Below are 12,349 nucleotides of genomic sequence, written 5' to 3' on the forward strand. Positions count from 1 at the left end.
AGCGCTGAATTCTTTATCTGTCTGCATTCTAACAAATATTGCCGGTGCGAACAATACTAAATAATACACATTTATCCTTTATTTTGAACTCCCCCCTTAATCCTGCTCTTTTCCCATCCCGGACAAAAACTCACTAGGCGCCATTCCCAGATATTTCTTGAATACCTGGCAGAAGTTCTTATAGTCACTGAACCCGCATTCTGCGGCCACTTCGTAGATACGCCAAGTTCCTTCCTTGAGCATGCTAATACTCTGCTGAAGCCGGTATTTGGCCAGCAGACTGCTAAAGGTATTATCCGTCTCCTCCTTGAGCTTCCGCGACAGATAACTGACCGATACCTGCTGCTTTTCCGCAATGGGTTCAAGGCTGATACGCTCCTGCCAGCTCTTTTCAATCACAGCCAAGACCACCCGCACATAAGGATTCTGACTTCTCCTGGCCATGGATAGTTCTTCGGTAAACGGCAGTGAAGTTTCGCCCCGTTCCTCTGCCAGCCGTTTTAGCACCGCCGCCAATTCCTCTTCATCCACGGGCTTCAACAGGTAGTCATCCACATGAAGCCGCATGGCCTCCCGGGCGTACTCAAAGTCGGCGTGACTGGTTAAAAAAATCACCTGAATGGACGGGGCAATTTCTTGCAAGTGACGCGCCAGTTCCAAGCCATCCATAACTGGCATTCGCACATCGGTGAGCACCACATCCGGGGACACTTTAGCTATCACCGCCAGTGCCTCCTCGCCGTCGGCCGCACTGCCGCTCACTTCAGCCCCCATCGCCTGCCAGTCTATCGTTTCCATCAGCCCCCGCCGAATGATATCTTCATCTTCCACGATTACCAGTTTCAGCATGTTTTCCTTCCTCCCAGATAATGGGCAGCACCAGTAACACCTCGGTTCCGCCGCCTTCCCTTTGTTTCACCTGTACACCATAGGGCTTCCCATACATCAGCCGGATGCGCCGATGAATATTGTAGACTCCCATATGGACAGAATCATTTGCCTCTGAATCCAACAAAGCCTGCAGCCTAGAAATGGTGGGCACATCCATCCCACGGCCCCTATCCTGGATGCGAATCTGCAGCGTATCCCTGCCAAATTCCACCTGCAGCGAGATAGCAATCCGGCCCTTGGCATCGGCACCGTATTTCACGGCATTTTCCAAAGCTGGTTGGAAAATCAGCTTGGGAATCTCACAGGAAAGACTTTGCGGGTCGATTTGTTCCTGATAAACCAGCCGGTTTCCAAAGCGGCGCTGCTGGATTTCCATATAGCCCCGCACATAGGCCAAATCATCGGCCAGCTTCACCCGGCGAACCGTATTATTGATGCTGTACCGCAGCAATTTCGACAGGGATTTTATCATGCTCATGGCCGCATCACTGTCCAATTTCACCATGAATTTGATATTCTCCAGGGTATTAAACAAAAAATGCGGATTAAACTGTGACTCCAACTGCCGGATTTCTGAAATCACCGAGGCTTTGGCCTCCTCTTCGTTCTTTCTCATCAATTCCTGCAGGCTTCGGGTCATGTGTTCGTAAGCTTCCTGCACCACCGCCAAGCCGCTTGCCGGCTGCAGATTGAGGGGATGGGTCCAATTCCCAGTCTTTACAGCAGCAAAAGCCTCCACGAGTTCGTCGATGGATTTTGCTTTTCCCCGGCTTTCCCGCAGGACACTGACGCCGATAATCGGAACCATCAGGATAAAGAGAGCCAACAAAAGGGCAGCTCCCAGCACATAACGGGAAAGCAGATTGGTGACCGGCGTAACAGCTAAAACCGTGAAGCCATGCCCCACGTCCCGTCCCGTGGCGTAGTAAAGCTGCTGGTCATAATGGACCAAGGATGCCTTGTTATGCCGAAAAACAGCAGGAGCTTTCCCCGCCGCCGTCTGCTGGCTCCAAGGAAACAGCAGATTATCAAATTGGTCCAGCAAAATAGCATCCTGCTTGCCACTCATTAACCGATTCTGCAAAGCCTCCCCTGGCAGCACCAGCAGGATAAAGCCATCTACCTGCCCCGCCGTCTTCACGGCCTTTCCCATGAGCAAATACCGATTGGTTCGAGGGCTTCCTCCCGCCAGCTCCGCTTGCATCTCTGCCGGTGACCTTCCCATGCGCTGCAAAAATCCCCACTCTTCGGATAAATCCTGCAGTTCAGGGGGCAGCTGCTGCCGGCTGCCCGCCACCACCTTTCCCTGGTTGTCCAGCAGATAAAAAGTCAAACCAGCATCGGTGTTATCCAATTCTGGATACACCGCGGCCATAATTTCTGCCCGTCTTTTCCCATCCCGCTGAATTTTTTCGATACTCCCAGGAGACTTCTCCAGCTGGTTCCCAATCCGCTCCACCCGCCGGGCACCATCTTCCATAACCGTCTCGATGCCGCTGACCAGCTGGGTGCGATGGCGAGCATTGTCTTTCACCACATAATGCTGCCAACTGCCCACCATCAAGAGCAGTCCCGCAACGGTTAAGAGCAGCACCGGGAGAAGTGCATACTTCCACAGGGCCTGCCGCAATTCATCTTGAAATTGGTGCATAGCGCTTCTCCTTATTCCTTCTCACCATGAAAAATCCGCCGAAACCGTTCCAGCCACTGTTGACGAACCTCCCCTGTATCGCCAGCAGCTGCGGAAAGCATCACGAGATTATCCTTCTCCTGCAAACCTTCCGGCGCCGCCACATCCTTGCGCACACTGCGCCGATGAAGATTCCGGGCAATAAAGGACTGAGCGCCATGTCCCGTAATAAAATCCACGAACTGCTTTGCCACCGCCATATGTTTGGCATTCCGCAGGATATAGACCCCATCCGGTTCGCTGATGACGCCCTCCTTCATATAGACAATCCGCACGGGTGCCCCAGCGCGCTGATAGGTGAGCGCCGCTTCCTCAAAGGTACATCCTACCACATAACGTCCCCGGGCCACGCCATCATAGACATCCGCGGAACGTTCCAATAACCGGCCATCGAGATTTGCCGCCAGAGAACCGACGTAATCCCAGCCCCGTTCTGGATTTCCCTTCCCCATAGCATAAAGCATATTGATAAGCTGTTCATAAGAAGACGAAGACACGGCAGGGTCCGCCATGGCGATTTTGCCACGCAGGCGCGGGTTTAACAAATCTTCGTAACCATCAATACTCCAATCCCCAGCCAAATCGGTATTTACCAGCAGTACACTAGGAACATCAGTAAACCGTGTCATAGAGCCTTCCCGATTCTTAAACTCCGGCCGCATCATAGGTTCATTGACCGATTCATAGTCTTCAAACAAGCCAGCATCCGGTTTTATCATGGAAACCGAACCGCCCCAGAGGATATCCGCCTGGGGATTTTCCTGTTCCTCCTTGACCCGCTGCAACAGCTTTCCCGTACCACCATTTATCAAGCGAACCCGAACACCCGCCTCCTTTTCAAACTCGTCCAATAGCGGCTGTGTAAATTCCAACGGATGCGGCGAATAAATCACCAGCTCCGGCAAATCCTCAGCCTGTTCTTCCTCTTGGCCCAACAGCTGCCAACTGCCCAAGACCAGGATTCCTGCCACCAGCACCAAAAGAACCAGTGCCCACCGCCAGCACTTCTCCCTTTTCATCTTCCCACCTCATTATCTTCTTTGTTTGGCAAACAACAGCCGTGACTGGGTAACCAAAACACCTGCCATCATCAACGCACAACCGGCGATCTGGGTACTGCTCATGAGTTCCCCCAGAATAAGCCAGCTCGATACCGCACCAAAGACCGCTTCAAAGCTCATGACAATGGCCGCCGGTCCCGGTTCAGCATATTTCTGACCGACAATCTGCAAGGTAAAGGCTACACCGCCTGACATAACACCGCCGTAAAAAATAGCAAACCAGGCAGCAGCAATAGGCCCCCAGCTGATAGTCTCGAACAATAATGCCGCCAAAGTGCTGCCCAGCCAGCAAACTGCAATCTGAGCGACCGACAGTTCAATAGCATCCACCCGCTCCGCATAGCGGTCGATGAACAAAATCTGAGCCGCCCAGAAAAGTGCACTGAGGAGAACCAAGCCATCGCCATAGCTTAACGAAAATTCGCCGTGAATGGAAAGCAAATAAAGGCCAGCCAGTGCAATTCCAGCGCCGGCCCAGTTTTCACCAAAGATTTTTTTCCCCAGCAGTGCCGCCCCCATGGGAACCAGAATGATGTACAGCGCCGTAATGAAAGCCGTCTTACCAGCAGTGGTATAGAGCATGGCCACCTGCTGCAGGGATGTTCCCACAAACATGATGGCTCCAGCACCAAAACCAGCCCGCCAGCCCGGATGATAGGTTCCCCGCTTTTTTTCCTGCTCCCGCTGGTTCCGACGCAGCCGCCATAGACCGATTAAAAACAAAAAGCCCAGGAAATAACGCGACATGGCATAGGTAAAGGGCCCCAAATCTTCCATGCCCACCATCTGTGCCACAAAAGTTGTTCCCCAGATAAACGCCGCTATAAGCAGCAGCAACAAACCTTTTAATTGCATAATAACTCCTCAATCCCCATAGTTTACTCCGCTTCCTGATGGTCACGGAAATAATTGATTGTAAATTGCTGAAAACAAATTGCCGCCGGTGTCAACGGCCGCCGGGTATTCCAGGCAATCCCCACCGCCCGCTTGCAGGCAGGAAAAGATACGGGAATGTAACTGACCCCCATTTGCTCGGTGCAGGGAATGTGTGGCAGCAGACTGACCCCCAGTTTTGCCGCCACCAAAGAAATCAAATTGTGAACCTCATCCCCTTCGAAAATAACCTGGGGCTGACTTTCAGCCAAATCCAACAACTGATTGACCTGCTGCCGCAGATTGTACTCCGTCTTCAAAGTAATGAAGGGCTCCCCATCAATTTCCTCTAACCGAACGGTTTCCCGCTGGGCCAAAGGATGGGAATCCGGTACCACCAGGAAAAGCTCCTCTGACCAAAGATACATCCAGGCAATATCATCACCATTTAACATGGAGCAAAGGCAGATATCCGTATCCCCCTCCATGATTTCCTCAGACATCACCGCCGAATTTTGCTGATTGAGCTTGATGCCAATCTGAGGATAACGGGCATGGAACCGGCTTAGAATCAATGGCAAATAGGTATCCCCCAAGGAATGAAGGAAGGACACGCTGACCGTTCCCTCACCGCCGTTATCCATCTTGATTTCCTGCCGGGCTACATCCATCTCACGAAGCACCCGGTCCACATGAAACAAAAATTTTTCACCGGCTGCCGTGAGTTCGGTCTCTTTCCCATGGCGATTTAACAGGGGCGCCCCCAATTCCTGTTCCAATTTGGCAATGGAGCGGCTCAGTGCCGATTGCGATACCAAAATGGATTTGGCCGCCTGGGTAAAGTTTTTATGACGTGCCAAAGCCTGAAAATATTTTAATTGCGTTAACTCCATTGTCGTTACGTCTCTCCTCCAAAAATTGACCGGTCAAGTTTGCATCATATGCATAATAATATACAGATAAATATATTATACCCAGCAGAATCTGCTCTTTCAAGAAACGAGGGCTATTTTCAATGATTTTTATGCATAGTTATGGTGAAATTTTCTCATATATGCTTTGTTTTTTGACAATTACTTGTCAATATGCATGATTTGCAGGTTTTCTTTGCCTATTATGCATTAGACATTGTTCACCGCCCCTCCTATAATGACTGATTGAAACTTGTAGTTTATATATGATAGAAAGGTGAATCTATGACCAGTCAGATTTCACGAGATTACATTCATGAGCTAAGCGTCACAGCTCATGTCGACGCAACGGATGCGGCAGATTATCTGCAAACATTGCCCTTCCCCGTCTGCCGTCCTTTCCGGTGCCGTCACGCAGTGCGAAAGGAGACTTTATCCATGTCATCTGTTTCTGAAGCAGCTCCAGAACGTCTCTGGAGCAAAGATTATGTTTTCGATATTGGCATCAACTTCCTTGTTTACAGCGTTCATTTCCTGTTGATGCTTTGGTCTACGGCTTATGCCATCCATACCTGGAACGCCTCCATCGGTATGGCAGGTCTTGCCTCTGGCCTCTTTATTGTGGGCGCACTTTTCGCCCGGATTCCTGCGGGGCGCTTTATTGACTTTGTAGGCCGCCGCAAAATGTTTTTAGGCGGCACCTCCATGTTCTTCCTGTTGGTGCTGTGTTATGAACTGGCGCCAACCTTGGGAACTTTTATGGTGGTTCGTTTCCTTCACGGCCTTGCCTTTGGAACCACCTCCACCGCTGCCAGCACCGTTGTGGCTGCACTGGTTCCATTAAAGCGCATGGGTACCGGCATTGGCTATTTCACCCTGGGGGTTACGCTGGCATCGGCCATCGGCCCTTTCCTGGCCATGAATATCACCCAGGCCGGTGCTTTTTCCCTTGGCATTGAGATCTGTACTGCCGCAACGTTTTTGATTTTCCTTCTTTCCTTCTTCCTAAAAACACCGGAGCGCGTCATTTTGCCCTCGGAGCGGGAAGATTTGCGCCATATTTCCTTTGACCGCTTTTTCTCCATAAAGGCCCTTGGCATTTCCACCATTGCCTTTATGGGTGGTGTCTGCTACTCGACGGTTTTGAGTTTCTTAGGTGCTTATACCAATGCCATCGGCGTCACGGGCATCGGGGCTACCTGTTTCTTCCTCTGCTTTGCTGCCACGTCCTTTATCAGCCGCCCCCTCACCGGCTTCCTGCTGGATAACTACGGCGGCAACATCGTCATCTATCCGTCCCTGCTCTGCATGGCCATCGCCATGAGCATCATCGCCCGGGCAACTTCGGATATCCCTCTGCTGATTGGCGCCTTATTCCTGGGATTTGGCTATGGAACCGTGACAGCTTCCTGCCACGCACTTGCCGTCCATTGCGCCCCCATGCATCAGGTGGGCATTGCCACCAGCACCTATTTCGTCCTGCTCGACCTGGGCATCGGCGTTGGTCCTTATACCTTAGGGAGCTTCGTCCCAGACTTCGGCTTCCAAGTCGTATACATCGGCGCTGGCGCCATTGCCCTCCTGGGTATCGGACTTTATTACTATCTGCTTGGCCGCCACCATCGTTTCACCCGGCATCAGATGGATCGGGATAGCGAAGCTAAGACTATAGTCGCACAACGCCGTCAACATTTTTACGAAAAGCGGCTCACGCTGCAGCATTGATCTGCTTAGTATCCGCAAGGGAAAAGCTTTGGAACCACCTTCCGAAACTTTTCCCTTATTTTTTATTTAATTTTCCTCTTGCGACTAAAGACCTATCTATGCTATAATCAATACATCCCTTAAGGATACAACCCCATTACGTATCTAAAAAGGTCCGTATACCTGGTATCATCCCAATAAGGATTTTAGTCCTTTTTTCTTTGGAGCTGGTATCACAAATCTTCTTTTCCGAGGTGATACCATGAATACGATGAAGACGATTCTTATGATAATTACAATCCTGGCCATGCTCTTAATCGGAGGAACGATTTTAGCGCTGTCCATGTATTCTTATCATTCCCAATCTTTCCATGCATTTAGCTTGGTTTCCGTGCTGCTGTTACTATTCGGCAGCATCGAGATGTTAATCATCTGGAACCATCGCCATGATAATGCATAAGTCCACAATCAACAGCATTCAACACAATTCACAATCACCAGTTCCGAACGATTGACAAAATCCAGTAAAAAAACTTAGGCCCGAAACCAAATTGGTTTCGGGCCTAAGTTTTTTAGCATATTCCCGTCAACATATAGAATAGAATACATAAGAACGGAACGAAAAATTTCAGCCCCATAATCACGGCAATATCGTAATAGGAATCATTATGGGTAAGGCCGCATATTGCCAGCAAGGTGACCAAGGCACCACAATGGGGAACCGGGTCAATCCCCACCGATGCAATGGCGACGATGCGGTGGAGGACCTCCAAGGGGATTCCAGCCGCCGTTGCCATTGCCGCCCATTGGTCTCCCAATGCCGACAGGGCAATGGTCAAGCCACCGGATGCTGACCCGGTAATGCCACACATGATATTCGTCGTAATAACCGCCGACAACAGCGGACCAAAGGAATCAGCAATGCCAATGAGCCAATCGGTGACCGGCAGGAATCCCGGCATAGCCGTAATGACGCAGCCAAAGGCGTAACCAGAAGCAACATTCAACACAGCCGTTCCCGAAGAAAGGGCCGCGTAGTTGATGGGTGCTAAGAAGCCATCCATAACCATAAAGCGCTTGCGGCCAATGTAGGCAGCCGCAAAGCTGCTCAGGATAAGGGCAACGCTAATCGACCAGATTGCCGATACCTTACCGACCTTCGCAGCCAGCAGGGATAAATGAAGGGGCTTGAATGCCTCAAGACTTTCTTCATTCCAATGGAAGCCCCATTCCCAGCCAAAGGGATTGGACAGAATCACGTTGATGACAATGACCATGAGCAGTGGCAACAACGCCCAATACCAGGGAATGTGGATTTTCGGATTACGCTTTTTGCGCCCCTCGGTAACGTGGTTTCCATAGCCCTCCCCCTGGGCCTTTAGCAGCTTTGCCCGGCGGCCAATCCAGCCCCAGCCAATCAACAGGAAGAGCAGGGAAGCAAACACACCGATGCCCGGAGCCGCCCAAGTACTGGTCTGAAAATAAGAGGACGGAATAATATTCTGGATTTGCGGCGTACCAGGCAAGGATACCATGGCAAAGGAAAAGATACCCACCCACAGGGCTGCCGGAAGCAGCCGTTTCGGAATATCGGCCTTCTTGAATACTACCGCACCAAAGGGATACATGACAAAGGCAACAACGAACACACTGAGTCCGCCGTAAGTCAGCGCACCACAGCCCATCAGCACAGCCAGTATTGCCCGCTTTTCCCCAAGCACATCGACAATCTTAGCGGCTACTGCTGATGCCAGCCCGCCCTTTTCCATCAATCGTGCAAATACTGCACCAAACAAAAATACCGGGTAGTAGGTTTTGACGTATTCCGCCAGTCGCGTCATGTACAGCTCACTGTACACCGGCAGAATATCAAACATGCTTGCCAAGGCTGCCAGCCCCGCAAAGAAAGGCGCAATCAAGATGATTGACCAGCCGCGGTAGGCAAAGTACATCAACCCCAGCAAAGCGACTGCGATACAAAATGCCTCCATGTAGTCCAAAGACTCCCTTCTAAAACAGGATTTAATAATAGAAACTTGTAGGAATTCGTAAACGGTGATAATTGAAAATAATAATTTTTTTACTCATAGGAAAAGCAGCCGGCGTTTGAATTCCGCAACCGACTGCTTTTCGTAAGAATATCTTCACAATTATTTTCTTTTCCGTTTACGCATTTTATATTAACATTAATGTTGTTTATTGTCAACGCAATTAATATACTTTTTTGCACTAAATAGATAATTATCATAACTTTCAGATATTAACTTCCTGCAAAAAAAATAGACCATATTCCCAACTTTCTTGGCAAAAATGGTCTATTTCCCTCAATCGTTTGACTTATTTGCAGACATCCTTGCGCTTGGCCGCCTGCTTTGCCAGAAACCGTTCCTTCATGACCAGCTTGTGCTCCATGCGCAGGACAAAATCCTTCGCCTCGACAATATCCTGTTCATCGGGATGGGTCGAGGCTAATTTCCAACGCTCGATGCTCTTGGCCCCGCCATGAGGGTCATCGGGGCCGGCCTGAGCCCGTTTCTTCTGCATCGCCGGATTGATTTTCCCCCGGCAGCCAAAGGTTCCCAGGATTTCACAGCCCTCTCCCAAATAGTAGCCCGCCCGAGCAAAGGAAGTAATCGCATGCTCACTGGTGGGGGCAGTTCCATGGGTCTGAAAAAAGCACACCCGGACATTTTTTACCTGAGGCAGATATTTAAGCATCAACGGATCCGGCTGCCCCAAACGAAGCCAATACCCCAGCGCTACCACATCATAGCCCGATACATCTGTTGGTGCATCCTGTACCCGAAATATATCGGCATCACCAGCCTGCTGGGCAATCGCCTCAGCAATCTGCCGCGTGTTGCCAGTAACCGAAGAATAAATCACAGCCCATTTTGTCATAAATACGCTCCTCCCTGTTCCTTAGCAACAGTTTACCATAAAACAAAATTCCAAGCCGTGTGTTTTGTTACAACACCCCTTCTTTTCCTTTTGGTGACGACCTGTAAAATTGTATCGTTTCTTTTCGTAAATTATGTTACAATTGAAGCGATTATTTTTATTAAGATTTCTATAGAAAGAAGTGCTTTCCTTGAACGATTTACTTGCAAATCCAGCTGCTACTGCACTGCTGATTGGCTTGCTTGCCCTGGTACTCGGGTTCATCCGCATCCGTCAGGAAGAGCTCAGCACCCATACCATTATTTTTTCCGCTTTAATGCTGGCACTAGCAGTCATCCTGCAGCAGCTCCGTCTCTTTCACATGCCCCAAGGGGGCAGCATAACCGCTGGCTCCATGGTGCCGTTGCTGCTGATTGCCTACCGCTTCGGACCCGGCATGGGCATGCTGACGGGGTTCCTTTACGGGATGATAAATCTCCTGCAGGACCCCTTTATCCTGCATCCTGTACAGGTTCTCTTCGACTATCCTCTGCCCTTTATGGCCATGGGACTGGCGGGTCTCAGCCCCCATCATCCATTTCTCGGCACGACAGCGGCCTTTTGCGGACGCTTTGCCTGCCATTTCCTCTCGGGGGTTGTTTTCTTTGGTTCCTATGCCCCAGCTGGCACCTCGGTCTATCTCTATTCCTTTCTCTTTAACATCACCTATCTCGTGCCAGAATTCTTGATTTGCTGTGTGATTTTGAAACTCCTGCCCGTCAAGCGGATTGTTTCCGCCATGGAGGCCTCTTAATGATTCCCAGTACCCCACGCATAAACACCCTGCTGCTAAGCGCTGGCCATATGCTCAACGATTTCTACTGCAATTTTCTCCCCATCCTGCTGCCCATCATCATGCCTAAGCTGGGGCTTTCCCTTACGCTAAGTGGACTTTTGGTCATGGTCATGTCGATTACCAGCAATCTCTTGCAGCCGGTTTTCGGCTATTTTATGGACCGCCATAACTGGCATAAAGTTCTGGTCCCGGTCCTCCCCTTTGGCGCCGCCTGCATTTGTACCATTGGCTTCGTCGAGTCCAAGGCCCTATTATTCCTGCTGATTGCCCTAACGGGGCTTTCCGTTTCCCTATTCCACCCGCTGGGTTCGACCTTGGTGGAAAAATCGGTGGCAGCCAAAAATCTGGCTGGCTCCATGTCCTATTATATTGCCGGGGGCAATTTCGGTTTTGCCTTTGCCCCCATTGCCCTGGTTGCCTTTACGGAAACTCAGCCACTGACCGCCCTGCCTTGGCTCATCCTGCCCAGCCTGCTTCTGGCCTGGATATTCTCCATCAGCAAACTGTCAACGATTTCCACGCGGCCCACCAAGAGCACTGCGATCCCCAAACCACCAAAACTTGCTGCCCTGCTTGCCAACCGCGCCGTCATAAAACTCAATCTTTCCATGGGACTGCGCTGCTGGACTCATACCTCCGTAGCCACCTTTCTGCCCCTGCTGTTGATTCATGCCGGCTACAGTTCACTTAACTCAGGCCTCCTGCTCACCTTATTTTTGGTGGGCTGCACGGCAGGTGGTTTAGTTGGTGGCTGGACTGGCGGCAGGTATCTTTCCCACAAAAGGGTCATTATCGCCTCCCTGCTGCTGGGCACTTTGCCAACCTATTACTTCTTCACCCACGCCGGCACAAACCTGCTGGCACTTATTGCCCTGTTCTTCTCAGGGTTCTTCCTGCTGGCCCCCCAGCCCAGCTCCATCGTATGGGCTCATAGCCTGATGCCCGGCAATGCCGGCATGGCTTCTGGCATGATGATGGGCCTCTCCTTCGGACTCGGCAGCATCGGCACCGCACTAACTGCTTGGATGGCTGACTTCATCGGCCTTTTCACCGCCCTGCTGCTGACCACCATTCCCATGCTGCTTTCCGCACTAATCGCCTTCATCACCCCACTAAAATCCAACGGGAAATAACAACAGCAAAAAATACCGCATAAACCAGTATGATATGCTCCCCTTATGAGAGACAGTAAAAAATAAAACTGTCATCATAGGGGGAGTTTTTCATGCCTCATAAGCAAAAAGCAACAGCAGAAGAGAAAACCAGAGTTACCCAGAAATGCCTCTCAGGTAGAATGACACGTAGTGAAGCAGCAGCATTATTACAAGTAGATATCACTACCATTAGCGATTGGATAGATCAGTACGAATCTGAGGGCCCCTCAGCTTTTTTGTCGCGTGAACGCAATCGTGTTTATACAGCAGAACTCAAAACTCGGGCCGTTATCAGTTATTTGAATGGTGAAGGCAGTTTGCGGGATATA

The 12,349-nt window shown here is 50.5% G+C and carries 12 protein-coding genes; 5 read left to right on the forward strand and 7 right to left on the reverse strand.

Features of this window, described 5'->3' with window-relative positions; genetic code table 11:
- Window positions 1–96 precede the first annotated feature (96 nt).
- Genes BLQ36_RS01585 through BLQ36_RS01605 form a run of 5 tightly spaced genes read right to left on the reverse strand, consistent with a single transcriptional unit; the run spans window position 97 to window position 5,408 of the window.
- A complete protein-coding gene (locus BLQ36_RS01585; protein WP_074513650.1) occupies window positions 97–849 on the reverse strand; it encodes a response regulator transcription factor in 753 nt (250 codons plus the stop codon).
- Window positions 821–2,542: a sensor histidine kinase gene (locus tag BLQ36_RS01590; RefSeq protein WP_074513651.1), complete on the reverse strand. Its 1,722-nt coding sequence runs from the start codon at window positions 2,540–2,542 to the stop codon at window positions 821–823. Before BLQ36_RS01590 ends, BLQ36_RS01585 begins: the two co-directional genes overlap by 29 nt.
- A gap of 11 nt (window positions 2,543–2,553) precedes the next feature.
- The gene (locus BLQ36_RS01595; RefSeq protein ID WP_074513652.1) at window positions 2,554–3,600 is read right to left on the reverse strand and encodes an extracellular solute-binding protein; all 1,047 of its coding nucleotides are present in this window, start codon (window positions 3,598–3,600) and stop codon (window positions 2,554–2,556) included.
- 12 nt (window positions 3,601–3,612) lie between these two features.
- Window positions 3,613–4,497 carry a DMT family transporter gene (locus BLQ36_RS01600; RefSeq protein ID WP_074513653.1) on the reverse strand — a complete coding sequence of 295 codons (885 nt, stop codon included), beginning with the start codon at window positions 4,495–4,497 and terminating at the stop codon, window positions 3,613–3,615.
- Window positions 4,498–4,520: 23 nt separating this feature from the next.
- Window positions 4,521–5,408 carry a LysR family transcriptional regulator gene (locus BLQ36_RS01605; RefSeq protein WP_074513654.1) on the reverse strand — a complete coding sequence of 296 codons (888 nt, stop codon included), beginning with the start codon at window positions 5,406–5,408 and terminating at the stop codon, window positions 4,521–4,523.
- Window positions 5,409–5,864: 456 nt separating this feature from the next.
- On the opposite strand from BLQ36_RS01605, the gene BLQ36_RS01610 reads away from it, so the two are divergent.
- Window positions 5,865–7,151: an MFS transporter gene (locus BLQ36_RS01610; protein ID WP_074513655.1), complete on the forward strand. Its 1,287-nt coding sequence runs from the start codon at window positions 5,865–5,867 to the stop codon at window positions 7,149–7,151.
- Between the two features lie 265 nt (window positions 7,152–7,416).
- Window positions 7,417–7,590 (forward strand): hypothetical protein, encoded by a 174-nt coding sequence (locus tag BLQ36_RS13365; protein WP_180364818.1) that lies wholly within the window; start codon window positions 7,417–7,419, stop codon window positions 7,588–7,590.
- 112 nt (window positions 7,591–7,702) lie between these two features.
- Here BLQ36_RS13365 and BLQ36_RS01620 read toward each other — a convergent pair whose 3' ends face one another.
- Window positions 7,703–9,121, reverse strand: coding sequence for a GntP family permease (locus tag BLQ36_RS01620; RefSeq protein ID WP_074513683.1), 1,419 nt, complete (start codon window positions 9,119–9,121; stop codon window positions 7,703–7,705).
- 346 nt (window positions 9,122–9,467) lie between these two features.
- A complete protein-coding gene (locus tag BLQ36_RS01625) occupies window positions 9,468–10,031 on the reverse strand; it encodes a flavodoxin family protein (RefSeq protein ID WP_074513657.1) in 564 nt (187 codons plus the stop codon).
- A 190-nt stretch (window positions 10,032–10,221) separates the two neighbouring features.
- On the opposite strand from BLQ36_RS01625, the gene thiT reads away from it, so the two are divergent.
- The 3 genes from thiT to BLQ36_RS01640 all read left to right on the forward strand — a co-directional run.
- Entirely contained in the window at window positions 10,222–10,824 is a 603-nt protein-coding gene (gene thiT / locus BLQ36_RS01630) for an energy-coupled thiamine transporter ThiT (RefSeq protein WP_318260890.1), read from the forward strand.
- Window positions 10,824–11,999: an MFS transporter gene (locus BLQ36_RS01635; protein WP_074513659.1), complete on the forward strand. Its 1,176-nt coding sequence runs from the start codon at window positions 10,824–10,826 to the stop codon at window positions 11,997–11,999. Before thiT ends, BLQ36_RS01635 begins: the two co-directional genes overlap by 1 nt.
- A 92-nt stretch (window positions 12,000–12,091) precedes the next feature.
- Window positions 12,092–12,349: helix-turn-helix domain-containing protein (locus BLQ36_RS01640; RefSeq protein WP_143558646.1), on the forward strand; the 258-nt coding region annotated here is incomplete at its 3' end.

Source organism: Selenomonas sp. WCT3 (genome assembly GCA_900100835.1).
In the GTDB taxonomy this organism is placed as follows: Bacteria; Bacillota; Negativicutes; order Selenomonadales; family Selenomonadaceae; genus Selenomonas_A; species Selenomonas_A ruminantium_E.

Excerpts from the sequence above, each read along its gene's own strand:
- BLQ36_RS01625 (WP_074513657.1), bottom strand. The coding sequence starts at position 10,031 with ATGACAAAATGGGCTGTGATTTATTCTTCGGTTACTGGCAACACGCGG.
- BLQ36_RS01585 (WP_074513650.1), bottom strand. The coding sequence starts at position 849 with ATGCTGAAACTGGTAATCGTGGAAGATGAAGATATCATTCGGCGGGGG.
- BLQ36_RS01605 (WP_074513654.1), bottom strand. The coding sequence starts at position 5,408 with ATGGAGTTAACGCAATTAAAATATTTTCAGGCTTTGGCACGTCATAAA.
- BLQ36_RS01620 (WP_074513683.1), bottom strand. The coding sequence starts at position 9,121 with ATGGAGGCATTTTGTATCGCAGTCGCTTTGCTGGGGTTGATGTACTTT.
- BLQ36_RS01590 (WP_074513651.1), bottom strand. The coding sequence starts at position 2,542 with ATGCACCAATTTCAAGATGAATTGCGGCAGGCCCTGTGGAAGTATGCA.
- BLQ36_RS01595 (WP_074513652.1), bottom strand. The coding sequence starts at position 3,600 with ATGAAAAGGGAGAAGTGCTGGCGGTGGGCACTGGTTCTTTTGGTGCTG.
- BLQ36_RS01600 (WP_074513653.1), bottom strand. The coding sequence starts at position 4,497 with ATGCAATTAAAAGGTTTGTTGCTGCTGCTTATAGCGGCGTTTATCTGG.
- BLQ36_RS01610 (WP_074513655.1), top strand. The coding sequence starts at position 5,865 with ATGTCATCTGTTTCTGAAGCAGCTCCAGAACGTCTCTGGAGCAAAGAT.
- BLQ36_RS01635 (WP_074513659.1), top strand. The coding sequence starts at position 10,824 with ATGATTCCCAGTACCCCACGCATAAACACCCTGCTGCTAAGCGCTGGC.
- BLQ36_RS13365 (WP_180364818.1), top strand. The coding sequence starts at position 7,417 with ATGATAATTACAATCCTGGCCATGCTCTTAATCGGAGGAACGATTTTA.